This is a genomic window from Sphingopyxis witflariensis (assembly GCF_002205635.1).
GTDB lineage: Bacteria > Pseudomonadota > Alphaproteobacteria > Sphingomonadales > Sphingomonadaceae > Sphingopyxis > Sphingopyxis witflariensis.
Map to the genome: position 1 here is coordinate 57,709 of NZ_NISJ01000004.1, position 25,606 is coordinate 83,314.

The 25,606-nt window shown below is 63.9% G+C and carries 20 protein-coding genes and 2 pseudogenes; 6 read left to right on the forward strand and 16 right to left on the reverse strand.

Features of this window, described 5'->3' with window-relative positions; all coding sequences use genetic code 11:
* Positions 1 to 65: 65 nt before the first annotated feature.
* The 6 genes from CDQ91_RS08950 to CDQ91_RS08975 form a co-directional block, all read right to left on the reverse strand.
* Complete coding sequence (locus tag CDQ91_RS08950) at positions 66 to 659, reverse strand: VOC family protein (protein WP_088472382.1); 594 nt, start codon at positions 657 to 659, stop codon at positions 66 to 68.
* A gap of 10 nt (positions 660 to 669) precedes the next feature.
* Positions 670 to 1,296: a glutathione S-transferase family protein gene (locus CDQ91_RS08955; protein ID WP_088472654.1), complete on the reverse strand. Its 627-nt coding sequence runs from the start codon at positions 1,294 to 1,296 to the stop codon at positions 670 to 672.
* Between the two features lie 66 nt (positions 1,297 to 1,362).
* Entirely contained in the window at positions 1,363 to 2,007 is a 645-nt protein-coding gene (locus CDQ91_RS08960; RefSeq protein ID WP_088472383.1) for a carboxymuconolactone decarboxylase family protein, read from the reverse strand.
* 11 nt (positions 2,008 to 2,018) lie between these two features.
* Positions 2,019 to 2,417: a nuclear transport factor 2 family protein gene (locus CDQ91_RS08965; protein WP_088472384.1), complete on the reverse strand. Its 399-nt coding sequence runs from the start codon at positions 2,415 to 2,417 to the stop codon at positions 2,019 to 2,021.
* A 30-nt stretch (positions 2,418 to 2,447) separates the two neighbouring features.
* Complete coding sequence (locus CDQ91_RS08970) at positions 2,448 to 3,743, reverse strand: spinster family MFS transporter (protein WP_088472385.1); 1,296 nt, start codon at positions 3,741 to 3,743, stop codon at positions 2,448 to 2,450.
* 168 nt (positions 3,744 to 3,911) lie between these two features.
* Entirely contained in the window at positions 3,912 to 6,266 is a 2,355-nt protein-coding gene (locus CDQ91_RS08975; protein WP_088472386.1) for a TonB-dependent receptor, read from the reverse strand.
* Positions 6,267 to 6,378: 112 nt separating this feature from the next.
* On the opposite strand from CDQ91_RS08975, the gene CDQ91_RS08980 reads away from it, so the two are divergent.
* Both CDQ91_RS08980 and CDQ91_RS08985 read left to right on the forward strand, forming a co-directional pair.
* Positions 6,379 to 6,882, forward strand: coding sequence for a DUF3237 domain-containing protein (locus tag CDQ91_RS08980; protein ID WP_088472387.1), 504 nt, complete (start codon positions 6,379 to 6,381; stop codon positions 6,880 to 6,882).
* Position 6,883: 1 nt separating this feature from the next.
* Positions 6,884 to 7,609, forward strand: a complete 726-nt coding sequence (locus CDQ91_RS08985; RefSeq protein ID WP_088472388.1) for a glutathione S-transferase N-terminal domain-containing protein — start codon at positions 6,884 to 6,886, stop codon at positions 7,607 to 7,609.
* A gap of 46 nt (positions 7,610 to 7,655) precedes the next feature.
* On the opposite strand, the gene CDQ91_RS08990 is transcribed toward CDQ91_RS08985, so the two are convergent.
* Both CDQ91_RS08990 and CDQ91_RS08995 read right to left on the reverse strand, forming a co-directional pair.
* On the reverse strand, positions 7,656 to 8,360 hold the full coding sequence (locus tag CDQ91_RS08990; RefSeq protein WP_088472389.1) for a glutathione S-transferase family protein: 705 nt from the start codon (positions 8,358 to 8,360) through the stop codon (positions 7,656 to 7,658).
* Entirely contained in the window at positions 8,357 to 9,532 is a 1,176-nt protein-coding gene (locus tag CDQ91_RS08995; RefSeq protein ID WP_088472390.1) for a CaiB/BaiF CoA transferase family protein, read from the reverse strand. Before CDQ91_RS08995 ends, CDQ91_RS08990 begins: the two co-directional genes overlap by 4 nt.
* Before the next feature lie 138 nt (positions 9,533 to 9,670).
* On the opposite strand from CDQ91_RS08995, the gene CDQ91_RS09000 reads away from it, so the two are divergent.
* Positions 9,671 to 10,588, forward strand: coding sequence for a hydroxymethylglutaryl-CoA lyase (locus tag CDQ91_RS09000; RefSeq protein WP_088472391.1), 918 nt, complete (start codon positions 9,671 to 9,673; stop codon positions 10,586 to 10,588).
* Positions 10,589 to 10,619: 31 nt separating this feature from the next.
* Complete coding sequence (locus CDQ91_RS09005; RefSeq protein ID WP_237245927.1) at positions 10,620 to 10,901, forward strand: putative quinol monooxygenase; 282 nt, start codon at positions 10,620 to 10,622, stop codon at positions 10,899 to 10,901.
* A gap of 7 nt (positions 10,902 to 10,908) precedes the next feature.
* Here the strand turns inward: CDQ91_RS09005 and CDQ91_RS09010 are convergent, their stop codons facing one another.
* The gene (locus CDQ91_RS09010; RefSeq protein ID WP_088472393.1) at positions 10,909 to 12,306 is read right to left on the reverse strand and encodes a spinster family MFS transporter; all 1,398 of its coding nucleotides are present in this window, start codon (positions 12,304 to 12,306) and stop codon (positions 10,909 to 10,911) included.
* 152 nt (positions 12,307 to 12,458) lie between these two features.
* Between CDQ91_RS09010 and CDQ91_RS09015 the strand changes: the two genes are divergently transcribed.
* Both CDQ91_RS09015 and CDQ91_RS09020 read left to right on the forward strand, forming a co-directional pair.
* Positions 12,459 to 14,645 carry a TonB-dependent receptor gene (locus CDQ91_RS09015; protein ID WP_088472394.1) on the forward strand — a complete coding sequence of 729 codons (2,187 nt, stop codon included), beginning with the start codon at positions 12,459 to 12,461 and terminating at the stop codon, positions 14,643 to 14,645.
* 64 nt (positions 14,646 to 14,709) lie between these two features.
* Positions 14,710 to 15,180, forward strand: a complete 471-nt coding sequence (locus CDQ91_RS09020; RefSeq protein ID WP_088472395.1) for a DUF3237 domain-containing protein — start codon at positions 14,710 to 14,712, stop codon at positions 15,178 to 15,180.
* A 13-nt stretch (positions 15,181 to 15,193) separates the two neighbouring features.
* On the opposite strand, the gene CDQ91_RS09025 is transcribed toward CDQ91_RS09020, so the two are convergent.
* The 7 genes and pseudogenes from CDQ91_RS09025 to CDQ91_RS09055 form a co-directional block, all read right to left on the reverse strand.
* On the reverse strand, positions 15,194 to 16,264 hold the full coding sequence (locus CDQ91_RS09025) for a hypothetical protein (RefSeq protein WP_237245903.1): 1,071 nt from the start codon (positions 16,262 to 16,264) through the stop codon (positions 15,194 to 15,196).
* A gap of 6 nt (positions 16,265 to 16,270) precedes the next feature.
* Positions 16,271 to 16,339 (reverse strand): annotated as a pseudogene (locus tag CDQ91_RS22040) (zinc-ribbon domain-containing protein); the annotation flags it as partial.
* A gap of 610 nt (positions 16,340 to 16,949) precedes the next feature.
* The gene (locus CDQ91_RS09035; RefSeq protein WP_088472398.1) at positions 16,950 to 18,467 is read right to left on the reverse strand and encodes a putative 2OG-Fe(II) oxygenase; all 1,518 of its coding nucleotides are present in this window, start codon (positions 18,465 to 18,467) and stop codon (positions 16,950 to 16,952) included.
* Positions 18,464 to 19,621, reverse strand: a complete 1,158-nt coding sequence (locus tag CDQ91_RS09040; RefSeq protein WP_088472399.1) for an aspartyl/asparaginyl beta-hydroxylase domain-containing protein — start codon at positions 19,619 to 19,621, stop codon at positions 18,464 to 18,466. Before CDQ91_RS09040 ends, CDQ91_RS09035 begins: the two co-directional genes overlap by 4 nt.
* Positions 19,618 to 21,621, reverse strand: coding sequence for a tetratricopeptide repeat-containing sulfotransferase family protein (locus tag CDQ91_RS09045; RefSeq protein ID WP_158213645.1), 2,004 nt, complete (start codon positions 21,619 to 21,621; stop codon positions 19,618 to 19,620). Before CDQ91_RS09045 ends, CDQ91_RS09040 begins: the two co-directional genes overlap by 4 nt.
* A gap of 79 nt (positions 21,622 to 21,700) precedes the next feature.
* A pseudogene (locus CDQ91_RS09050) lies at positions 21,701 to 25,078 on the reverse strand (TonB-dependent receptor domain-containing protein).
* Between the two features lie 47 nt (positions 25,079 to 25,125).
* Complete coding sequence (locus CDQ91_RS09055) at positions 25,126 to 25,587, reverse strand: hypothetical protein (protein WP_088472401.1); 462 nt, start codon at positions 25,585 to 25,587, stop codon at positions 25,126 to 25,128.
* Between the last annotated feature and the right edge of the window lie 19 nt (positions 25,588 to 25,606).

Genomic DNA, 25,606 nt, shown 5'->3' on the forward strand with positions numbered 1-25,606 from the left:
TCCAGCGAGCAAAAAAAAGGGCCCGACGCGAACGCCGGGCCCGAGGAGTGTTCCTGGGGAAAAAGCTATTCGGCGGGAACGGGCGTCCGGCCGGTGATCATGCCTTCGGCCTTGGTGCCGTCGGCGCGGACCGGGTCGTGCGCGATGTCGCTTTCGTCGAACACCTTGGTCCATGCCGCGAATTCGAGGCAGACGCCGTCGGGGTCGAAGAAATAGACCGAGCGGACATAGACGTCGTCGTTCATTTCGGCCGACGACTGGGTTTCCGAATTGTCATGGTTGAGGATCGGGGTGACCTCGACCCCCTTGTCGACCAGCCGCTGGTAATATTCGTCGAATTTGTCGGCGCGGACGTTGATAGCGATATGGTTCATCGACCCGTGCGCCGACATGAAATTGCCGCGCGTCGGCAGCGCTTCGGGCGCCGAGATGCCGGGGACGGCTTCGGGCGCATTCGGGAACCAGAAAAAGGCGAGGCTGTCGCCATTGCCGATGTCGAAGAAGAAATGCTGGCCGCGCCCGCCGGGCAGGTCGAGCGTTTTCAACAGCGGCATGCCGAGCGTGTCGCGGTAGAATTCAACCGTCCGTGCCATATCCTTGCACACCAGCGCGAGGTGATTGACGCCGCAAAATTCAAATTCGCTATTTGTCGAAGCCATGATCCGTCTCCTATTCCGGTTTGGTGGGGTTGGCGCTGGGCCGGCTTTTCATCCGGTCGTACCAGCGGGCAATATGGGTGAGGGCGGGGTCGATCGGCTGACCAACGGTCGCCCCGAAATCGAGGAAAGCGAAAAGCAATATGTCGGCGAGCGTCAGTCGGTCGCCGGCGATAAAGTCGCGTCCGGCGATCAGCGGGTCCAGCCATTGCAGCCCGTCCTGCGCGATGGCCTTCAGTCCCGGCGCAGCGTCGGGCAGGCAGCGCATCCGCGGCGCGAACAGCGGCAGACCCTCGGCGTAGCGGAAGCCATTGGTCAGCGGCTCGCAAATTTTGAGGTCGATGCGGCGCGTCCACATGCGCGTGTTCGCGCGTTCTTCGGGTGTCGTGCCGATCAGCGATGGTTCGGGGTGCAATTCGTCGAGATATTCGCAGATCGCCAAAATCTCGGTCAACACCGATCCGTCATCGAGTTCGAGCGCCGGGGTTTGCCCCGCCGGGTTGATGTTTTCGTTAAAGGGCGCGCGCCGATTCTCGCCGCCGCGCAGGTCGATTTCGACCTGCGGCAGCGTGATGCCCTTCTCCGCCATGAACATCGTCACGACGCGGGGGTTCGGGCCGACGCTATTATAAAGCTTCATGGCCATCCTCTCATTCTCATATCTACCACCCATGAGCATAATCGTCAATTAAATTGACGGTTATGCTCATTCCTTCGGCCGCGGGGCGCTCAGGAAGTCGGCGGCGTTGAAGCCTTCGGGGGCCGCGACCTCGACGATCGGATCTTCGCGGGCGTCATATTCCATGCGCAGCGCACGGGTGATCACGGCGTGCATGTCGTAAAGGCAGGTAATGTAGGTGAATTCGAAAATCTGCTCGTCGTTCCAGAAGCTTTTGAGCTTTTCGAAGATCTCGAGCGGCACGCGCCCGCCGCCTTGGCTCAGGCAGTCGGCATAGGCGAGGACGGCGCGTTCCTGATCATTATAGCAGTCGGCGACCGCCCAATGCGCGATCGCGGCAATCTTCTCGTCGCTCACGCCGAGGCCGCGCAGCGATTTGCAATGCTGCGAGAAAACAAACTGGCTGCCCTTGACCCAGCCGGCGCGGGTCTGGCCGAGTTCGCGCAGCACCGGGTCGATCTTGCGCGCGGGGTGGCGATAGACGGCAAAGCCGTCAACGGCATGTTTGAAGATATCGGGCGCGAGCGCGAATACCGTCCACCAGTCGCCGGGGGTGCCGGTTGCGGTACCGGGCTCGGCGACGGGATCGCGTTCGCCAAACAGGCGGTTGTAATAGGCAAGAACGGTTTCGTCGGTGACTTCCGACCGGGGAACCTGACGCAGGACGGGCATGGGTTTACTCCTCAAACATTCGCAAATTTGCGGAATTCGGCGACGTGCGCCGAATCGAAATATTCGTCGAGGCGGGTGATCTTGCCGCCTTCGACCTTGCAGATAATCGCGCAGGGCAGGCGGACTTCGCCGTCGTCGTGGACGCGGCGGCCGGTCAGCACATGCTGCTGGACGAAGCCGCCGGGAAAGACCGTCAATCGGCGGTCGGCATATAGGCGGTCCTTGATCCGCGCGACCATGGCGGTCAGCGTCGCCGCGGTCTGGTCGCGGGTGCCGACCGCCTCGTCGGTGTTGTGCCAGATCTCGGCATCGGGGGTGAAGGTGGTGCGCATCGTCTCGATGTCACCGGCCTCGATCGCGTCGAAAAAGCGTGTCGCCATCGCGCGGATATCGACTTCGCTGTCCATCATCCTCTCCTTTCGCTCATTCGGCGAAATCCCTCACTCGGCGAAGTCTTTGTCGAGGTGCCGCGTCATCGCATATTGCGCGACGCCGGCGGCAACCGCGAAGGGAATGATTGCCATCAAGGCCCAGCGCAGGCTTTCGTCGCCATATTCAGGTTTCAGCGCGTCGCTGATCATGCCGACGAACAGCGGTCCGAGCCCGAGGCCGACGATGTTGAACATCAGCATCAGCACCGCTGACGCGGTGGCGCGCGAGCGCGGCGCGGTGAGGTTCTGGACCAAAGCCAGCGCCGGGGCGACATAGACGATGCACGCCGCCATCGGGATCAGCATCAGCGCGAGCGAAAGCTGCCAGCTGTCGACGAGCAGCGCGGCGATAAAGGTCGGGACCAGTACTGCGGCGGCGATCGCCGGGATGGTGCCATAGGCGCGCGGCGATGTGCGCGCCGCGCGGCTGACCAGCCAGCCGCCGCCCAAAATGCCGACGCCAAAGGTGATGCCGGCGGCGGGCGCGAACCAGGTCGACATCGCGGATAGCGGCATCCCCTGCACGCGCATCAGAAAGGCTGGAATCCAGTTGAGCATGCCATAGCTGACGAACGCCGCCATCCCGCTGCCGACCATCACCATGCGCAGCGAGCGGCGCTGCGCGAACATCGCGAGCGTCTGTCCGATCGGCAGCGGTGCATCGGCTTCCGCCCGTTTGTCCATCTGGCCTCGTGCGGGTTCACGCACCAGCCAGATGAGCAGCGGCGCAACAATGATGCCGACTGCGCCGATCACCAGGAAGGCGCCGCGCCAGCCGATATGCGCCGCCGCCCACGCGCCGAAGGCCGCGCCGACGAAGACGCCGAAGGGGCCGTTGAGCGTGAACAGGCCGATCACCAGCGGGCGCTGCGCGGGCGGATAATAATCGGCGAGCACCGACAGCGACGGCGCGGTGCCGCCGGCCTCGCCTGCGCCGACGCCAAAGCGCATCGCGGCGAGCTGCCAGAAATTGGAGACCATGCCGCAGGCGGCGGTGAAGCCGCTCCACACGACGCAGGCGATGCCGATCAGCTTGATCCGATTCCAGCGGTCGGCGACCATCGCCATGGGGATGCCCATCGCTGCATAGAAGAGCGCGAAGGCGAGGCCGGTGAGCAGCCCGAACTGGGTGTCGCTGAACTGCATGTCGGCGCGGATCGGTTCGACGAGGATCGACAGAAGCTGGCGATCGACGAAGTTGATCGTGCCGACGAGGAAGAGCATGGCCAGCGCAACATTGCGCCGCAGCGCAAGGCCGCTGTGCGACGGTGCGGCGGGTCCGGCGAGGACGGTGGCCTCAGTCATAACACTCCCCAAAATCAGCGATTCTTGTCGTTGGAAAAATACTTAGATATTTAAGCTTATCTGTCAATCAGCTTTACGATGGCCGGAAAAAAGCCCCCCTGTCCAGCAGGACAGGGGGGCTTTTGTTCAGGCATGCCGGCGCCGGACGTCAAGTCCGGCGGCAACGGATCAGAAGCTGGCGCCGAGCGTCAGGCCAAAGGTCCGCGGCGCGCCATAGAAGCGCTGGTTGAAGAATTGCGCGGTCGGGGTGAAGGCCGACACATAGGTTTTGTTGGTCAGATTCTTGCCCCAGAGCATCGCCCGGAAACGCGCATCTTCGCTTTCCCAGCCGATCGAACCATCGACCAGCACGAAATCGCCAGTGCGTCCGCCGGCCTCATTGGCGACCGACGAATAGAAGACGCTGCGATACAGCGCTGCCGCGCGGAACGACAGATTGCCAGCGCTGCCGAGCGGCACCGTATATTCGGCCGAGGCCTGCGTCTGCCATTTGGGGGCACGCACCAGTTTCAGGTCGGTGTGATCGACGTCGACCAGATAGGTGCCATTCGGCAGTGCGGTGACGTCGCCGCATGTGGACACCGGCGGTGTCGGAAAGGCTGATGGGCCGTCGATGTCGGCGCAGAAGTCGGTATATTTGGCGTCGAGATAGCCAATATTGGCCGACAGGCGAAAATTCTGCGTCGGCTTCAGCGTCGCTTCCAGTTCCAGCCCCTTGGTCGTCGCCGCGCCGATGTTCAGCTGCGCCGTTTCCTGCCCCGATGCGACATTGGGGTTGGGGAAGAAGACGCCGAATTCCAGCTGCTTGAACTTGGTGACGAAGCCGGTGAGGTTGAGACGCAACAGATTATCGAAGAAATCGCCCTTGAAACCGGCCTCGAACAGCTCCGATGTATTGTCTGCGGTCGGTCCGGCGGTCGACGGCGTCGCCGAACGGGCGCCGAAACCGCCGCCCTTATAACCCTGGCTATATCCCGCATAGACCATGACATCATCGGTCAGGCGATAGTCGACCCCGGCCTTGAACGACATGCGGTCGCGATTATAGCCGAGTTTAAATGCTTTGCCCGCCGCGAGGTTGGTGTTGGCGATCACTTCCATTTCGGCCAACGACTTGACCGTTTCACGCGTGGTGAAAAAGACGGGCGACAACAGGGTTCCGGTCGGGTCGCGGAAATAATCCTTCGATTCCCAGCTTTGACGGATGCCGAAGGTCACGTTCAGCCGGTCGGTGATGCCATAGATGGCCTGCCCGAACAGCGCCTTCGCAGTATTGTCCTGCTCCACATAATCCTGGCTGCCAAAACGCAGCGTCGGAGCGAGCAGCACGGGGAGCGTCGGGAAGGCCTGCGCCAGTTCAAAGCTCTGCTTCAGATAATAGCCGCCCAAAACCAGGTTGAGGCGCGCCAGCGCATCGTCGCGGTCCGAAAAATCGGATTGCAGACGCAATTCCTGACTGAACTGGCGGTGCGACTGGACGCGGAAGGTCGGGAAGAAGAATTTCTCCGACTGGTCGTAGTCGCTGTCGTTGAAATCGTCGGTTTCGATATAACCGGTGACCGACTTGAGCTCAACCGAACCCAGGTCGAGTCCGACATTACCGATAAAGCCCAGTTGATCGGTATCATGATGGGCAGAAAAATCGCGACCGATCGTGAAGGCACCGTCATCGGGCTCCTCGAAGCCGAAGGCCGTCCACAACAGCTTGTTGCGGTCGGGGCCCGAATCGCCGCCCGGCGCGCTCGACCGGTCGCGAACGAGAAAGGCCTTCAGGTTGATGTCGAGATTGTCGGTGGGGGTAAAGACAACCGTGCCGCGCAGCGTCAGCCTGTCCTGTCCGCCAATCTTCTTGCCGTTCAGGCGATTGGTGAAGAAGCCGTCATAGGTTTCCTTGTTCACGACGATCCGCGCTGCCAGCACATCCTCGATGATCGGCATGTTGACCGCGGCGCGCGCGTCCATGCGGCCATAATTGCCGACGGTGACTTCGGCCTGCACGCCCCAGTCGCGGCCCGGGTTTTTGGTATAGGCGGCGATGCCGCCGGCGAGCGAATTTTTGCCGAACGAGGTGCCCTGCGGCCCGCGCAGCACTTCGATCCGGTCGAGGTCGAAGGTGTCGAGCATTGTCGCCACCGGGCGCGTCACGAACACGCCGTCGATCGAGATGCCGACCGGGCTCTCCTCGGTCGATTCGATGCCCTGCGCGCCCAGGCCGCGGATGAAGATCGCGGCGGAGTTGGAGAAGGTCGCCACCGGCTGGATGCTGATGTTCGGGGTCGAGGGGGCAAGGTCGGTGATGTCGCGCGCCGCGATCTTGGTCAGCGCCTCTTCGCCGAAGGCAGAAATGGCCTGCGGGACATCCTGCAGCGATTCATTTTTGAAACGCGCGGTGACGATGATGTCGTTCGTGTCGCTGGCGGCGGTATCGGCCGGCGCGTCGCTCTGCGCCATCGCTGGCGCGGCGCCTGCCATCATCGCGGCACAAGCCACGCCGGACAGCAGAATCTGGTCAAGAAGCTTCATATACACCCTCCCAATGGTCCATCGTCGACGGTGCTGATCCGTCAATCTGATTGACCCTTAGTATACTAATGGTTTTAAGCTTGTCCATAGTTTTGCAAGGAGGATTCGCATCATGACCGACGTCGATCAGCAGCCCGTTCCCGCGGCGCTCGCCAGCCAGTATCTGTGCACTGCCGAGTTTGAGGTCGGCGGCGGAATTATCGGCATCGGCGCGACGCCGTTTGGCGATCAGCGTATGGGCTATATCAGCGGCGGGCGCTTTTTCGGTCCGAAAATCAATGGCGTTATCCTGCCGGGCGGCGGCAACTGGTCGCGCTCGGGGCGTCTGGGTGATGGGTCGGTCGGCACCTTCGACGCGCGCGCGGTCTGGCGGACCGATGACGGCGAGCTCATCTATCTGACCTACAGCGGCCGCAATCTCATCCCCGACGATGTCCGCGCCGAATTTGCCGACCCCGCCCAGCCTGATGTCGATCCGGCGCGCTATTATCTGCGAATCGCCCCGGTGTTCGAGACCGCGAGCGAGAAATATGGCTGGCTCAACGGCGTGCTGGCGGTCGGTGTCGGCGAACGGACGAGTTTCGGCGTCCGCCACGCGATCCATGCGATCCTTTGAGATGATCGACCTCCATTATTCGGCGACCCCTAACGGGCAAAAGATTGCGATCATGCTCGAGGAGATTGGCGCGCCCTTTCGCGTCATTCCCTATGATATCTTCAACGGCGACCAGCTGACCGCAGAGTTTGGCCAGATCAACCCGAACCACAAATTGCCCGCAATCGTCGACCACGCGCCGGGCGGCGGCGGCGATCCTGTCACCGTGTTCGAATCGGGCGCGATCCTGCAGTATCTGGCCGAGAAGAGCGGCCGCTTCCTCGCCCCCTCGGGCGCGCCGCGCGCCGCGACCCTGTCGTGGCTGACTTGGCAGGTCGCGGGGCTGGGGCCGATGGGCGGGCAGGCGAGCCACTTCCTGCGCTACGCCCCGGCGGGGCAGGATTATGCCGTCCAGCGCTACACCCGCGAAGTGAAGCGCCTGCAGGATGTGCTCGAAAAGCGGCTGGAGAAGAGCGCCTATGTCGCGGGCGATGACTATAGCATCGCCGACATGGCGATCTGGCCGGGCCGCGCCTCGGCCTTTGTGATGGGGATGGGGCTGGGCGATCATCCCGCGACGCACCGCTGGTTCGAGGTCATCCGCGAACGCCCCGCAGTGGCGCGGGCCATGGGCCGCGAAGATCTCGCCGCACCCGCAAAATATATCGGGCGGCACCAGAAACTCGATGAGGCCGAATGGTCGAACATGTTCGGCGACGCCAATCATGCAGCGGTGCGGGGCGATTGAGCCCGAAGAAAAACGTCATCCCGGCGCGAGCCGGGATGACGGGCTTTTACCGCGCGACGTGCTGGCGGTCGCCCCACAGGATCGCGCGATGTTCGTCGGTGAAGCCGGTAAGTCCACCCGCGATCGTTTCGGCGCGGGCGACCCCGAACTTCATTCCTTCGGCGACGGCGGGGCGCGCGAACATCACGGCGGCCCAGCGTTCGACATTCGGGAAGCGCCCAGCCTTCTCGGCGAGCTGGCGCGGCAGATAGGGCAGCATCGCCATGTCGGCGATGCTGTAATCGTCGCCAGCGAGCCATTCGGCTTCGCCAAGGCGCTTATCGAGCACCATCATCAGCCGGTCGACCTCGCGGCTATAGCGCGCAATCGCATATTCGTGCCGGTCCTTGGCATAATGGGTGAAATGCACCTCCTGCCCGAACATCGGGCCGATGCCGGAGACCTGGAACATCAGCCATTGCCAGCAGGTCGCGCGCGGGGCCGGATCGGCGGGGAGGAAGCCCCCGGTCTTTTCAGCGAGATAGAGCAGGATCGCGCCCGTTTCCCACAGTATAAAGCCCGGACCGTGCGGCCCCTGGTCGTCGACGATCACCGGGGTCTTGTTGTTGGGATTGAGCGCAAGAAATTCGGGGGTCAACTGGTCGCCGGCGAGAATGTCGATCGGCTCGACCTGCCAGGCAAGATCCATTTCGAGCAGCGCGATCGCGATCTTGCGCGAATTGGGGGTCGGCCCGCCATAGAGGGTGATCATGCGTCTGATCCTTCGCGGCCGAGCCAGCGTTTCAGAACATCGGTCCCATCCTGCCCGACGGTGAGCGGGGCCGGGCGGCGGACGCTGCTCGGGGTCGCGGACAGCTTGGGGAAAACCCCCTGCATCCGTATCTCGCCCAGCTCTTCATCCGCGACCGTCACCAGCGCCTCGCGCGCGGCGAAATGCGGATCGGCCAGCATGTCCTCGGCATCGAAGATACGCCCCGCGGGGACGCCCGCCGCGATCATTTTCGCTTCGAGTTCGGCGATGGTCATCGTCGCGGTCCACTCCGAAATCAGCGCGTCGAGCTCCTCCTGCCGCGCGCCGCGCGCGAGGTGCGTCGCATAGCGTGAGTCACGCGCAAATTCGGGCTGTCCCATCGCTTCGGCGAGGCGCGCGAAGACGCCGTCCTGATTGGCGCCGATCAGATATTCGCCGTCGCGGCACGGATAGACGTTCGAAGGTGCGATCGCGGGCAGGGTCGACCCGGTGCGGCGGCGCTTGGTGCCGCTCGCCGAATAGTCGGAGACGGTCGATTCCATCACCTGCAGCACCGCTTCATAAAGCGCCGAATCGACGATCTGGCCTTCGCCGGTCTTGCTGCGATGGTGGAGCGCGGCGAGCGCCCCCATGCAGCCGTAAGTCGCCGCGAGCGTGTCGCCGATCGACACCCCCATGCGCGCGGGGGGAAGGTCGGGATAGCCGACGATACCGCGCCACCCGCCCATCGCCTCGCCAATCCCGCCAAAGCCGGCGCGTGACGAATAGGGGCCGGTCTGGCCATAGCCCGACACACGCACGACGATCAGCCCGGGATTGGTCTTGCGCAGCTCGGCGGGGTCGAGATTCCATTTCTCGAGCGTTCCGGGGCGGAAATTCTCGATGAGAATATCGGCCTTGGCGATCAGCTCGCGCGCGAGGCTCTGGCCTTCCTGCGAGCGCAGGTCGACCGCGACCGAATATTTGTTGCGCGCGATGACGCGCCACCAGCTGGGTGTGTCGCCCTGGCCCCAATGGCGCATCGGGTCGCCGGTTTCGGGCGGCTCGAGCTTGACGATCTCCGCCCCCATGTCGCCGAGCAATTGCCCGCAAAAGGGGCCCGCGATCAGCTGCCCCATCTCGACCACGCGGATCCCCTCCAGCGCTCCCCCGCTGCCATGTTTCTCTGTCATGTCGCTCCCTTCGGGCGGTAATATGGCGTATCGGCTTATCCGCATGGACAAGCCTTGTCGCCGCCTATGGCGATGATATACTTAGTATGCTATGTAATTTGCAACCGGCTAAATCAGGCACGAAAGCGGAAATGCGCGATGGCATCAGGAACAGGCGTGGAAATGGTCGAGGTCGGCCCGCGCGACGGGCTGCAGAATGAGGCGGCGATCGTCTCTACTACCGACAAGGCCGAGCTTATCGCGCGCGCGATCGCTTATGGTGCGCGCCGGATCGAGGTGACGAGTTTCGTAAACCCGCGCCGCGTCCCGCAACTCGCCGATGCCGAAGATCTGGTGGCGCTGTTGCCCGACCGCGCCGACGTCACTTACATCGGCCTCGTGCTCAACCGCCGCGGCGCCGAGCGTGCGCTGGCGACCGGGCGGATCGACGAACTGGGCGCGGTGTGCGTGACGAGCGACACGTTCGGGATCAACAATCAGCGCCAGACGTCGGACGAATCGCTGACCGCAGCGATGGAAATTGTCACGCTGGCCAAGGCGGCGGGACGCAGCGGCCAGATCACAATCGCGACAGCCTTTGGCTGCCCCTTCGAGGGCGAAGTCGCGATCGATCGCGTCGTTGAAATGGCAAAGCGCGCCGCCGAGGCGGGCCCGCGCGAGATCGCACTCGCCGACACAATCGGCGTTGGGGTGCCGTCACAAGTGAGCGAGATGGTCGGACGCGTCCGCGAAGCGGTCGGCGGCCTTCCGGTTCGGGTGCATTTCCACAATACGCGCGGCAGCGGCCTCGCCAATGTCTGGGCGGCGGTCGCCGAGGGCGCGGCGACGGTCGATGTGTCGCTCGGGGGGCTCGGCGGCTGTCCCTTCGCGCCGGGTGCGGCGGGCAATGTCGCGACCGAGGACGTTGTTTATATGCTCGAACGCGGCGGCATCGCGACTGGGCTTGCCTTGCCCTCGATCGTTGATGCGGCGCAATGGTTCACCGGGGTGATGGGCCGTCCGCTGCCCGCGATGGTCAGTAAGGCGCCGGTCTTTCCGCCCGTTCCCAAAAATTGAAAACAACCAGAGGAGAGAGATTTTGATCGCAGTGATTGCCAAGCTGACCGCCAAGCCGGGGCATGAAGAAGAATTGGGCGCGGCGCTGACCGACGGCGCCGCCAAGGTGCTCGCGGGCGAGCCGGGGTGCCTGCTCTATCGCGTAGCGCGGTCGCGCAGCGAGGCGGGAGTCTACAAACTGATGGAAGTTTATGAATCGCAGGCGGCGCTCGATGCCCATCCGAATACCCCGCATTTCGCCGAAATCCGCACCGCGCTCGCCGCGCATCTGGGCGCAGCACCAGAGGTCGAATTTCTCGACGCGCTGAACTGATCGGACGTCAGGCCGGGGCGGACTCCGCCTCGGCCGACATGCGCGCGAGGTCGCGGGAAAACCCCTTGAAGCCCCATGTCAGGATCGCCGCCGCGGCGGGCAACGCGATGCCGGCAACGGTCGCGATCGAATAGCGCAGCATCGCATCATCCTCGAACAGATAGTCGGTGAGCAGGGCGATCAGCATCGGCCCGAAGCCGAGCCCTATCAGATTGACGACGAAGAAATAGAGCGCGGTCATTCGCGCGCGATATTCATTCGGGGTGATCAATTGCAGCGCGACGCCGCCGACGCCGTGCATCGTCATGCACGGATAGGCGATCGCGAGCATGACGAAGGCGAGGGTCGAATCGGGCATCAATGCGGCGGCGATCAGCGGTGGGCCGCCCAGCAGGATCGACAGCCGCATCACGCGCAGATGCGCATCGGCGACGCCCTTCGCATAGAGGCGGTCGGCGAGCGCGCCCCCGGCGAGCAGCCCGATCGTGCCGCCGATCGCCATGATGATCCCGAACCATAGCCCCGCCTCGCCGACGCCCATGCCATAGGTGCGTGCGAAAAAGGTCGGAATCCACGCGATCGCGCCATACATGACGAGCCCGATCAGCGACATGCCGGCAAACAGCGCGCCGAGCGCCACGCGTTGTTCGCGAAGATGCGCGAGGAGGCCGGGCGCCGGTGTGGTCGATGCGTTCGCCACGGGCGCGACGGCACGACGCCCGCGACGTAGCGGTTCGCGCACGGTGAACATCAGCAGCGCGATCAGCAGCCCGGGCGCCGCGACCCAGACGAAGATCAGCCGCCACGCATCCATCGCGCCAAAGAAAGGCACCTCGATCATCGGCGCCGTCAATACCGCCTGGACGACGAATGAGCCGAGGATGAGCGCGATGCCCGCTCCCAAGGGCACGCCGATCGAATAGACCGCCATCGCGCGCGCCAGCTTGTCGCGCGGGAAATAGTCGCTGAGCATCGAATAGGCCGCGGGCGACAGCGTTGCTTCGCCGACTCCGACCCCCATGCGCGCCGCGAACAGCGTCGCATAGCTTCCTGCAAAGCCGCAGCCCGCGGTCATGAAGCTCCATACCACAATCCCGACAAGGATCAGGTTGCGCCGGTTATAGCGGTCGGCGATCCAGGCGAGCGGCAGCCCGAGCAATGTGTAGAAAAGCGCGAAGGCGAGGCCGATGAGCAGGCTGACCTGCGTATCCGAAATATCGAGTGCGGCGCGGATTGGCGCGACGAGCAGGCTCAGGATCATCCGGTCGATGAATGATAGCGTGTAAGCGAGCAGAAGGACGCCAACGACATACCAGCTATACGCCGGGCGTGGCCAGGGCGGGCTGACCGCGGGCGGATGATCGATGGACTCGAGGGTCCCGCTACCCGCGCTTTGCGCTGCCATAACTCTCCCATTCTTCGTTTTGGCGACCGCCCCTTGCAAGGCGGATAATGCTGCTCTATAGCAGATATATGCTTAGTTAACTAAGCAATAAATGCGCCGACAGTCAAGCATGATCGGGCGCGCGCTACGGCGACACATATGGGAGAGAGCAAATGTCCGAACAGAGGATGAATCCGTCTGCATGGTTGCTGGCAGGAGTCGCGATGCTCGCGATGCCGGGTGTTGCTATGGCGCAGGAGGCGGCCGCCGACAGCAGCGGCGATATTATCGTCACCGCGCAGCGTCAGGAACAGAAATTGCAGGACGTGCCCGTATCGGTCACCGCCTTCAGTTCGGACCAACTCCGCGCGAGCAATATCGAGACGGTCGCCGACATTGCGACCCGCACCCCGGGGCTCAGCGTCAGCGCGGTCGATCCGATCAACACCAATTTCGCGATGCGTGGTATCGGCAGTCCTCCCGGCATCAGCCAGAATGCCGGCGGTGACCCATCGGTCGTCGTCTTCGTCGACGGCGTCTATGCCGGGCGCGGCGGCACCCCCGACCTCGACGCACTCGACCTCGAACGGGTCGAAGTGCTGCGCGGGCCGCAGGGCACCTTGTTCGGCAAAAATGCGATCGGCGGGCTCGTCCAGTTCATCAGCCGCAAGCCGTCGGCCGACAACAGCTTCTATTTCGAGGGCACATACGGCAATTATGACAAGGTCGGTGTCGTCGCGCGCGGCAATATGGCGCTGACTGACAAGGTTTTTCTGTCGGCGGGTATCTCGCACAAGCAGCGCAGCGGCTATGAGTTTAACGAGACGACCGGCCATGACGTCAACGATCAGAATCTGACGACGGGGCGGCTTGCGCTGCGCTTCCAGCCCACCGATACGCTCGACATCATCCTGCGCGCCGATATTTCGCATCAGGACCAGCGCGGCAATCCGCGCCATAATAATTGCGACACCAGCTTCAACGGCGGCGTTCACTGCGTCGGGATCAACCCCGATCCGCGCGTCGTCAACGCCTACACCGACGGGTTCATCAAGCGGACGATCAAGGCCTATTCGGCCGAAGTGAACCTCGACCTCCCGTTCGGTACGCTCACCTCGCTGACCGCGCTCCGCGAGGTCGATTTCGAATTCGAAACCCCCTTCTTCAGCAACCCGGTCAACCCGCCGACGCAGATCGAATCGACTGATTTCGGCGAAGAAGACAATCGCCAGTTCAGTCAGGAACTGCGCTTGGCCTTTGAAGCGTTCGACGGTCGCCTCAATGGCCAGACCGGCGTCTATTATCTCAAGGAAAACAACGACCGCGTGCAGGGGCAGATTCAGCAATTCCCGACCCCCGCAGGGTCGGGGATCGGCCTCTATCCGCAATCGGTCAACGCGCGCAGCGTGGCAGTGTTCGGCCAGCTCGATTATGAGATTGTGCCGTCGCTGACCGCAACGGTCGGCGCGCGCATGACGTGGGAGCGCAAGAGCGGGCGCTTCGCAGGCTTCAAGATCGACGATGGTCCGGGCCTCCCGCCGCCGCTGGGATCGGCCGCGGGCTATGATGTGACCGGCGCCAAAAGCTGGAAGGCCTTCACCCCGCGCGCCGCGCTGAACTGGAAGGCGAGCGACGATATCCTCGTCTATGCCTCGGTTGCGCGCGGTTACAAGAGCGGCGGCTTTCAGGGCTTGTCGGGAACCGCGGCGGGGGCCTCGACCCCCTATGACCCCGAATTCGCCTGGGGCTATGAGGTCGGCGCCAAGACCGACTGGTTCGACCGCAAATTGCGGCTGAACGTCGCGGCGTTCCAGACCGACTATTCGGACCTTCAGATTTCGCAGCTCGTCCCGCTGTGCTGCGTCGTCGTCAGCAACGCGGCCAAGGCGCGGATTCGCGGCGCCGAGGTCGAGTTTGTCGTGCGGCCAACCCAGGGACTGCAGATCGACGGCAGCTATGCGTATCTCGATGCGAAGTTCACCGAATATTCGATCCCGGGGCAGGCCTATACCGGCAACCGCCTGCCGCGTTCGCCGAAGAACAAGTTCAACATCGGCGGCCAATATGAAGCGCCGATCGGTGACCTGACCGCGAAGCTCCGCGTCGATTACAGCTGGGTCGACGACGCCTATTTCGAGGCGTCGAACATCCCGCAGCAATTGTGGCCGAGCCACGACAATGTCGACGCGCGGCTGTCGATCGCGGGTCCCGGTGAGGAATGGGAATTGTCGCTGTGGGGCAAGAATCTGACCAACGAGCTGGTGCCGACCTACGTCACCTATTTCGGCCCGTTCCGTCAGATTCTGACCCCCTACGCCCCGCCGCGGACCTACGGCGCGACACTGGCGTTCAAAATCTGACCGGGTGCGCGGCGAGGCGTCCCTGCCCCGCCGCGCTTCCCGTTTGACCGACAGGAGGAAAACCATGATCGAGCCCAGTTTCCGTTATCTTTGTTCTTACCGCGCCAGCTTTACCGAGCCGCAGCAGATGGTGGGCAAGGCGCATTTCGGCCGCCGCATGATCGCCGCGCTGACGGGCGGCGAGCTCGAGGGCGAGCGGCTGCGCGGCCGGGTGATGCCCAGCGGCGGCGACTGGGCGACGATCGACGACAATGACACGCTGCGCCTCGACGCGCGGATCACCTTCGAAACCCACGACGGCGCGCTTATCTATGTCTCCTATCGCGGCGTGCTGCGCCCGCTGTCGGTCGCGCACAAGCATGCCCGCGCCGGCGGGCCGCAGAGCGACGCTGACAAGGCCGAGATCTATTTCCGCACGACGCCGATGTTCGAGACCGGCGACGAACGCTATGCGTGGCTCAACGACATCGTCGCGGTCGGGCTGGGCGCCAGCGTCGGCGGCGCGGTGCGTTACGACGTGTTCGAGCTGCTCTAGGATCTGCGACGCCTCAGACGCCGCATATCAGTTCGCTCTGCCTGCGTGCCCGCGAAGCGGTATCGGTCGTCTGCAGCGAGGAAGTCGGGGCGATATCGTCGGGAACGGTAAAATTGCCGTCCTTGTCGATGTCGAAGCCGAGTTTGCGGAACACCGTCTGGGCCTTGCCCGCCGGATCGGCGAAGGCGACCCCGCGCCACTCATAGCCGACGATGATATTGGTGACGCGCAGACCCTGAAACAGCTTGTCGACCGGGAAGATATATTCTTCGGCGTCATCGTCGATCCCCTTGGCGAGGCGCGCGTTCGCGGCCTTCTCGAAATAGGGGGCAAGTTCGGGGCCGAATTCGCAATCGCGAAAATCGAACTTGATCAGCGAATTGGCGACCGCGCCCTTCGCCGGCGACGGGTCGGTCGCGCAGGCGTCGGGCGTGGGCGCATAGCCGACCCCGCCGCCCGGGAGGCCGAATTCGGTAAAGCCATCGGCGGTCGCGCCGATCAGCCGGACCTTCGCGCCGGGCTGCAAGGCGGTCTTGACCGCCGCCCCGGATGCCGCAGTTTCGAGCATCGAGCAGCGCGCGGTGGTGATACGGTCGCTGCCGTCGAGCGTCGCGAGCGACGGCGGCGCGCTCTTCGACAGATTGACCAGGCTGACATATTGTCCTGTGGTGTCGACCTTCACCCACTGCTTGCCGCGCTCGTCGCCTATGAGGGTGCCGGTGATCTTCTCGCCGCGCTTCAGCGATCCGACGATTTTGCTACCTTCGATCGTCGGCCGGTCGCGTAAATTGGCGTCGGCAGCGGCAAAATAGTCGAGCTTCTCCTGTGTGGCTTCGCCCGGCTCGGCGCTCTGTTCGGTCGTCGTTTCGACCTCCCCACCGGTGCTCGACAAACCAAGCCAGATTCCCCCGCCGATCGCCACGGCGAGCAGCGCGGCGCCGCCCAGCAGGATCGCATTGTTGCGGGGCGCCGGTGCGGCGCCTTCCACTTCGATGACATCATGGACCATCGGGGTCGGCGCAACGGGTGTTGGCGGCGCGATTTCCGCCGCAGGCTGCACAGCCTCTCCGGCCGGCGCCTGCACGGCGGTTCCGCACGCCGGACAGAAGCGTACGCCTTGCGAAAGCGCGGATCCGCACTCGGAGCAAAATTTCGACATATCTTAATCTCTATCCTTCGAATCTGATTGCCGCCCTCGCGCGCCTGATAGCGGCGGTGCGGAGCTATATATGTGACTCACCGCACTTGGCGTTTTTCGTGCAATATCAATGACAGGCTGCGTCATGCAGGGGGCCGCGCCGATACAGGATCGGTGGCTTCATGCAAGCTGTGGGGCCGGCGGCGACCCTTGGCGGCGGACCTATTGCGCCGACGTGCCGCGCTGAACCTGCGCGCGTTCCAGTTCACCGCGCGTGACACGGTTCGCCTCAGCCCACTCGCTCCGCGTCATGCATCGGCGTTTTGTCTCAAGCCGACTGCCCAGCACCTGCTCCTTCCGGCAGATGATTTCATTCGGGTCGCGAAGCTTCGGCTTTCCATCTCTCGCCGATGCGGTTGTTGCGGGCTTCGCCGGTTCGGGAGCGGCCGGTGGGTCTGCCGCACTGACGGCGATAGATGCTGTCAGCGTGCAGCCTAGCAACGTGGCCAGCGGGATGAAGCGTCCATGGGGCATGAGGGGGCCCTTTCCATGCGATTGATCCGCCATATTTATGGCGTCATCGGCCATCGGCCAAGCGATTTTGCCTGCTCCGGTCGCATGGGCCTATGGTTCAGCGCGGTGGCGCCACGTCGAAGGCGACGGTCAGACGTTCGCCTTCGCCGAAGGGCCGTGTGCCGTGCCAGAGCCATGAGGGGAACAGGATCAATCGCCCTGGTGCGGGCTCGACCATCCGGCTTGGCGGCAGCGCCAGCCCGAGCGCGGCCTGGGGTTCGCCAAGGGTCAGCCATCCGGCATCGGGCGCGTCCCCGGTATTCTTCGGGGGCAGCGCGACATATAATGCCGAACTGATCCAGCCTTGCGGATGGACATGATTGGCATGATGGCCGCCGCCACCCAGCCGTACCGACCAGCTGCCGGAAAAACGCGGGCGCCGGTCGCGCCGCATGGCCAGCAGTGGGTGCCCGGCATCGCGGGGCGGCAATGCGGCGACATAGGTCTCGACCGCGGTCACGACCACCGCCCGCAGGGCGCCGATGACCGGATCGCTCCGGCAAAATAAGGGGCCGTCGGTCTGGGTGCCACCGCGCACCGACTGATCGCGATATTCGCCCCTGGCGACATGGAGTCCCCTGAGATGGGTTGCGAGCACGTCTAGCGGTGGCAGGCGGTCGCGCAGATTCATCTCGGCCACCAGCCGGGAACCCCCGACCAACCAGTCATAGCGGGGATCGCCGGCCAATCGCCACGCCGTCGCTGCATAGGGCCAGATCGCGGCTTCTTGTGTGCCGCCGCTGCCGATGACGTCGTCGATCAGCGACAGCGCCGACGCGAGCCGGTCTGTCCGCAAGAAATGCCGCACCTGCCACAGATTCAGCCCGGCCTGCATGGCGGCCGGCGCGGCGGCGAACAGCGCGTCGGCGCGGTCTGCTTCGCCCCTTTCGGCAGAGGAAATCGCCATATGGTCGGCAATTTGTGCGGGGGCCAGCCCGGCCGCCTGTGCCCGCTTTGCGACGATCGCCTGTGCTGCGTAATCCTCATGCACGAGATGCAGGTCGAGCAGCCCGCGCCAAAGCGCGAGCGCGTCGGGCTGCTGTGCCAGCGCCCGTTCGAAGGATGCCGTCGCCTGCGCCGGCTTTCCCATCAGGGCGCGCAGTTGCGCCAGCTGGTTATGTCCCTGTATCCACAGGGGCACTTGGGCGATGATCGCATCGAGGGCCGCTTCGGCTTCCTCCCCCCGCCCCGCCGCCCAGCGCGCGGCGGCGAGACCGATCAATATATCGCCATTGGGCGGTCCGAGCCTTTCGGCGGTTTCAAAGAGCGCCACGGCGTCGAGCCCCGCCTCCAATGCGACACGCGCACGGCCATGCGCAATGCCGACGTCGGCCGGTGCCAGCCGGGTGGCTTCGCCGAAGGCGTCGAATGCGGCCTGATGGGCATCGAGCGCGCGGTGCAACAGACCCGTCCATTGCCACAAACGGGCCATTCCATATTGTGTCGCGGCGGAGGCGACCCATGGCAGTGCGGCCTCTTCCTCGCCTTCGTCGAGGGCATGACGGGCGAGGTCGCCGAAATCGTCCACAGTCGCCCGTCCGGCCCGGACGACGGCGAGCCGGGCAGAAAAATTCATCGGCTGTCGGGCAGGCTGCCCGCATCGCTGGCAATCAGCGCCGCCACCGCCTCGCGCTCGACCGGGCTGAGGTCGGGATGCCACAGGTCGAAGATGAAGACGACGCGCAACCTGTCGCTGGGGTTCAGCGCCTCATGCTCGATCGTGTCGTCGAACACAAAGGCTTCGCCGCGGCGCCAGTCGCGGGTTTCGGCGCCGACGCGGAACCAGCAGCCGTCGGGGACAACCAGCGGCAGGTGGCAGACCAGCCGCGCATTGTTGAAGCCGACATGTGGCGGGATCGCCGTGCCGGGCGCGAGCAGCGAGAACATGGCATTGGGCGAAGCGCCGGCGATCACCGGCTGCGCCAGCCCTTCGAGTAGCGCCATCGTCTGCGGGCAATGGCGCGCATTGGCCTCGATCCGCCGGCCGTTCCGCAGCAGATGGATCGCGGTCCAGTCGGGATTATGGTTCAGTGCGCGCCATTGGTCGAGCGGCTGGTGCGCGGCATATTGGACATAGGGCACCAGTTCGGCGCGCTCGGCGGTCATCACCGCATCAAGCTCGGCGGCGATGGTTTCGGTCGCGGCCTCGATCTGTGCGAGCCATGGAAACAGGCTTCGCGGATGAAATTCGCGCTCGCGCAGTCCGGGGAAATGAAAATGCGTCGGCTCGCTATGAAAGGGGCGGGTCCGGCGCAGGGCGTTGCTGCGGAAGCGGGCGATGCGTCCGCGTTCCTCGGCGTCGGCGCGGCTTTCGGCATCGGCTATATGCCGGGCCCATGCCGCGTCCTTCGCATCGCGCCACAGTGCATGCTTGCGCGTCCCCTCGGCGAGGACGGTGACGAGTTGCGGCGGCAGCGCCTCCGCCGGCTTTTGGGCTATGGCATGCCCCCAGGCTTCGCCGGCATTTGGATCGCCGAGCCGGTCGAGCAGGCTGGCCCGCAACATGAGCGCGGTAAAGTCGAGCGGCGCCAGCGCCAGTGCGCGATGCACGGCATCCAATGCGAGGCGCGGCCGCCCGGCGGCGCGGTGGACCCCTGCGAGCCGCAGCAGCGCGGGAAAATCCTCGCCCAACGCGAGGGCGTCTTCAAGCAGCGCGACTGCGCGCGCCAGATCCTGTCCCGCTAGCGCGCGGTCGGCTTCGGCGACCAGCGCGGCACGGGCTTCGCTCACAGGCTATATCCGAATTTTTCGACCCATGGGCGCAGGGTCGGCAGGATTGGTTCGAGATGCTGGCGATACCCCTCCCACCGGCCGGCGGCGCGCTTGTAGATCGGCTCGACGACCTGCGCATAGCTGGCGGTGGTAATCAGCCCGCGCTTTTTGGCGGTCGCCTGATGGTCGAGCACGGCGTCGCGCCATTCGAGCCCGAGGAAATCGAACAGCGGCCGCACCTCGGCCGCGACATCCTCGACCAGCCGTTCATAAACGATCGTGTGGACCTTGAGCGGGAAGAGTTCGCGCGCGCGTTCCCAATGCTGAAAGGTGAGGTCGTAAAATTCTGCCGCATCCTCGAGCCGCAGGAAATTCGACATCGCATTGTTGAGCCGGAAATTGCTCATGAAACAGCTGAGCAGCACGTCGCACGGGTGTCGCAGCGCAAGGATGAAGCGCGCATTGGGGAAGAGGCGCTGGATCAGCACCGCCTTGCTCAGGAACAGCGGTGACTTGTCGACCAACATCCGTGCCGGATCGAGTGGCGCCGGTGCTACCCTGGCGATTTCGTCGAAATAAAAGCGCCGGGCATCGGCGACCGCCGCCGCGTCGAGCCCCGGGATCGCCGCCGTGCCGCCGACGCGCTTGTCGGTCAGGTTCAGCGGTGGTTGTTCTTCGAGTACCATCGTGTCCGGATGGCCCATCAGGATCGTATCGAGCAGGGTTGTCCCGGACCGGGGAAAACCCAGCAGGAACACCGGATCGGGATTGTCGGGTGCGATGGCGATATCGGACCAGGTTGCGGCCCATTCGGGGGTCATGAAACTTAGCTCGCCGCGTAACTGGGCGCGCAGTTCGGTGGATCGCTGCAGTGGATCGGTGGCCGAATCCTGATGCAGCCGGTTCGTTCCACGGAATGCGGCGAATGCCTCATCGACGCGGCCCAGCCGGTCGAGGACCTGTCCGCGCAGATGCGTCGTGCGCTCGAGCTGGATGTCCGGCGGCACGAGGGCGAGGCTCTCCAGCGCGTCCTCGAACCGCTTTGCGCGCCGATATTCAAAGGCGCGCATGAAGGCGAGCGCACCTCCGTCAACACCATGCGCTTCGGCGAGCGCGATCAGCGGCGCAAATTCTTCTTCGCGATTGCTGTGTTCGAACTGGACGGTCAGGCCGACATAGGCGTCGGTGACGGTCGGATCGATCGCGAGCACCGTGCGAAACGCCTGTTCGGCTTCGTCTATGCGGTTGACCAGCCCGCATTCGACACCGAATTTCAGCTGGAGATTGGCATTGACCGGATCGCGGATCAGAGCGGCTTCCAATGCCTCCATCGCGGCTTCCTGCCGCCCCTCCTTCTTGTACTGGACATATAGTTCGTGCAGTGCGCGGGCGTCGTCGGGGAATTCGTCCGCCGTCGTGCGCAGCAGCGTCTCGGCCTCTTCGGTACGTCCCACCGATCGCAGCGCCACGGCCAGGTTGAGCCGGGTCGGCGGCGCCAGCGGGTTGAGCGCCATCGCCCGTTCGAGCGCGACGACGCTGCCATCGAGGTCGCCGGTCGCCGACCGTGCATTGCCCAGATTGTTCCAGCTTTCGAAATCATCGGGTTCGCCCGCCACAACATGCTCGTATGCCTCGACGGCTTCGCCGAAAAGTTCGAGCGATTGGCTGATGAAGCCGCGATAGCGCGCGATGCGAAGGGTCGGGTCGGCGCGCGCCAGATCTGGCGTGGCGACGGTCAACGCGTCGTTCAGGTCGCCCGTGTCGAGCAACACGGCAATCAGATTGCAGGCGATTGTCGCATCGCCCGGCCGCTCGGCATGTGCGGCCTTGAGATGGCGGACGGCGCCCGTCAGGTCATTCGATCGCGCTAGCAACATACCCAGAAAGGCATTGAGTGCGGTCCTGTCGCCGCCTGTCTCCAGCGCACCTTCGGCCAGCTGCCGCGCCCGCGCCGTATCGCCCGACTGGGCTGCGCCGACGGCCTGTCGCAGGACATCGGTAGTTCGGGGATCGAGCATCGGCATGTCATCCGTCGAATCAAAAAAAGGGCGGCGGATCGATCGACCCGCCGCCCCATCATAGGATCAAATACCGGCCTTAAAAGTCCAGTGTGACGCCTGCGAAAATATAGCGCCCCAGCGCGTCATAGGTCGCCGGATAGGTGTTGCCGTTGCACGGTCCGGTCGGGCACAGGTTCGACCCGTCGCGTGCCGCGCTGCCCGACGTCACCAGGGGTGGCTGCTTGTCGAACAAATTGCTGACGCCGAGGCGGAAGGTGTAATTGTCCGACACGTCGAAGGTCGTCGTCAGGTCGAAATAGCTGTACGACTTGATGTGCAGACCGGGGTCGAAGGGGAAATCGCCGCGCAGCGACTGGCTGTCACTGAGCGTTTCCGCCGAGACCTTGCCGATATAACGCCACTGGAGCGAAATCCCGAGGCCGTCCGCCAACTTCATGGTCGTGCGCAGCTTGTGACGCCACTTGGGCAGCATCGATCCGCCCGCCGTCGTCCCGCCCGAGCTGCAAACCGGGCCATAGAGACCGGCGCAGTCATAGGGCTGGGTGATGCCGTTATCGACCTGATATTTGTCGAGATAGGTCCCGACAAAGCTGAACGACAAGGTGCCGATCTGGCCGATTTCCTGGCTGAACGCGCTGTTGACCTCGATGCCGCGCGTGTGAACGCGGCCGAGGTTTGATGGCGTATTGTCGACATAGCCATCGGGTGTCAGCCACAAGGAGCCCGCCGCATCGCGGAAGATCAGGCCACAAGAGACGGGCGTGAAGGTTGCCGTGGCGTTCAGGCTGCAATCCTTCAGGATCGCATCCTGCGCGGGCGGCTGGATTGCGTCCTTCAGCTTGATGTCGAACTAGTCGACGGTCAGTGAGAAGCGCGGCAGGAAGCCCGGTTGCAGCACGATACCTACGGTCTTGGTCGTTGCCGTTTCGGGTTTCAGGTCGGGGTTGCCGCCCAGAAGGCCGTTATACTGACCAGCCGGGTTTGCTGTCGTGCCGGTTCCGACAGCGAAGCCCTGCGCGATGCAGCCATAATTGGTCGCAGTGACCGGCGTTCCGGCGCACGGATCGCTGGCGCCGTTCAGGCCGACGGTGGGTGTCGAGAACAGTTCCTGAATGTTCGGGGCGCGAACCGCGCGGTTATACTGGCCGCGCAGGCGAACGTCGCGGATCGGCGCGAATTCCAGCTGCAGCTTATAGGTGTCGGTATCATATTTCCGGTCGGCGCTCGTCCGGTAATAGGATTTGCGATAACCACCGCTGAAGGTCAGATCATATATGAAGCTTTCCTGGATCAGCGGAATCTGCGTTTCGGCGAAGAATTCATAGACCCGGAAGCTTCCCGAAAGCGGCAGCGTCTTACCGCCCTGGCCGGTCAGGTCGCCAGTTGAGAAGGCGTTGTCGGTCTTGAGATCCAGCGACTCCTTGCGCCATTCGAAACCCAGATTGACGCTCATTCCGTCTTCAGCCCATGGCGACTTGATGCCATATTCGCCGAGCATCCCGGTGAACGAGGCGTTGGCAACCTGTTCCGACGTATAGCCCTTCTGGAAGCCCGTCGCCGAAAGATAGGCGACCGATTCGGGGCTCGCGCCGCCGGCGCCGTTGAAGATATCGTACGGAACGCAGGTCGGATCGCTGCCGTCGACCACCGACCGGCAGACGATGTTGCCGTTGGCGACACCGGTGCGCTCGAATCCTTCGTCGACCACGTTCAATGCGCGGGTAAGGCGCGCGACCGAGAATTCGTTCGAATAGACCTGGCTATAGTTCGAGCGGCCATATTGATAATAGGTGTCGTACGACCAGGCCTTGCCGAGGTCACCTTTGGTTCCGATCACCGCGCGGTAGTTGGTGTGCTGCAAATCGCTCTGGCGCGGCCCGCCTTCGACGTTGCGGCGAAGCACCTGCATGAACCCCTGATTATAGGTCTGACCGAACGCGCCGGTAAACACCAGTGGCGGAGCAAGCGGCCCCGGGCCACCATTTGCGATCGTGTTATAAGGCGCCGCGACGGCGGTCGGGAAGGTGCCGATATAACCGTTGATCAGGTTGGGGTCAGCGCAGATGACAGCACGCTGGGCGGCTGACATCAGCGCGTTATCGCAATTGACCGTCAGCGTGTTGCCGAAGTTGCCCGACGGGGCGATCTGGGCGACGGTGCGGTCGTCCATGAACATGAATTCGAGATAGGGCTTGATCGATTCATTGATTTCATAGTTCGCGAACAAGCCGGCGGTGTACCGTTCGTCGGGACGCTGATAATGGTTGGTCGGCGCGAAATTATAGCGCGACGTGGTGTTTTCGAACCCTCCGCCGGGCAGGAAGCTGTACACGGTCGACGACGCGGTGTTGAGCGTCGGATCGAACAGGATGGCCGTGCCGGTCGAGTTGGTCAGCGAACCGCCGCACTGAAGGGCGCCGCCGCCGCTATTCTGGATCGTACAGGCGCTATAGTCGCGCCGCGATTGCAGCACCGCCTTCGCCTTGCGATAGCCGGCATAGGCGACGATATGGCCGCGGCCGTCATCGAAGCCGGCGCCAAACATCGCGGTGACATCGAGCGTTCCGCCGTCCACGACGCTTCCGCTCGGATAGCCGAAACCGCGGGCATCGAGCAGCGGCGGCGTCACCTTGTTGCGATTGTCGTGCTGGAACACGCTATACTGGCCGTCGAGACGGAAACCGGAGAAGTCGGTGTCCATGACGAAGTTCACAACGCCCGCGACCGCATCGGCGCCATAGGTCGCCGAAGCGCCGCCGGTCAGGACCTGGACGTTTTTCAGCAGCGCGGCCGGGATCATGTTGATGTCGGCGGCCGAACCGCTGTTCGGGCTCGGATCGCCCGGCAGCAGGCGGCGGCCGTTGACCAGCGCGAGGGTGCGGGTGGTGCCAAGGCCGCGAAGATCGACCGTCGCGGTGCCGTCGGCGCCATTGGCGGCGGTTGATGACTGACTGGCGAAGACCGACGGCAGCGAGTTCAGCATATCCTCGACGCGGGTCGTGCCCTGCAGCTTGATATCCTCGCCGGTGACGACGGTGATGGGGGCGGCGGATTCCAGATTGGCTTGCGGAATACGCGAACCGGTGACGACGATCGTTTCCTCTGCTGCACTTTCGTCCGCAGGCGCATCCTGCGCCCTGACCGGAGAGCTGAGAGCGAGCAGGCTGACCCCTATAAGAAAGGGAGCTCCGCCTAGCTTTGGCGTCAACTTCGATGATTGGATTTTTCTCACAGTGCCGTCCCCTACCGTTAGTAGATGAGTGTTCAAGGCAGCCCTGCGAGCAAATCGGACTGCAGTGCTATGCCCCGACAACACAGGGGATGCGCCCCTATTCATGTGCGGTAAAGAAAATTTCCGGCGCGGCTCGGCGTTTCCTCGGCGATTGTGACTTGTTTGCAACAAGGCGGAAACGCAAGGGTTGCGGGGTGCATCTATCGCGAAACTTTGTTTCATCCGAAACCAGGTCGGGCGATCGGCGCATCTGCCAATGGAGCGATCGGCTATCGTGTGAAGCCAAGCGCTATCGCGCCGGTGGCAATCGTGCTCGAGCCAAGCCCCACGAGCAGACCCGTTCGCGGCCAGCGCGAAAACCGCAGTATGAGCGGTAATCCAGCAGCAGCGACCATGCCGACAAACGCCACCGGACCTTGATAGGCCCTGAAGTGATGAACCGCGCGCCATGCCGCGAGCGAAAGCCGCGCAGTGGCAAGCATCCCGAGGAAAGCAATCGCCTCAATCGCCAGTGTTTCGGTCCTGGAACGGCGGATCGGTGGCAGACAAGCGACCGCTGGTGGCCCGAACCTTGTCCAGAGCATGATAGCAACCTCTGCGTTCGCCCGCCCGGGCATCGGGCAGATCGTCGCCTCCGCGCGGTCGAGCGGTGCGATTCTGGCGAACAGCGACATGCTGCCCGCTGCGGCGGCATCGCCGCCGACAAGGGCGGTAAACGCCTGCGCCGCCATGCGACCGTTTGTGAAAATG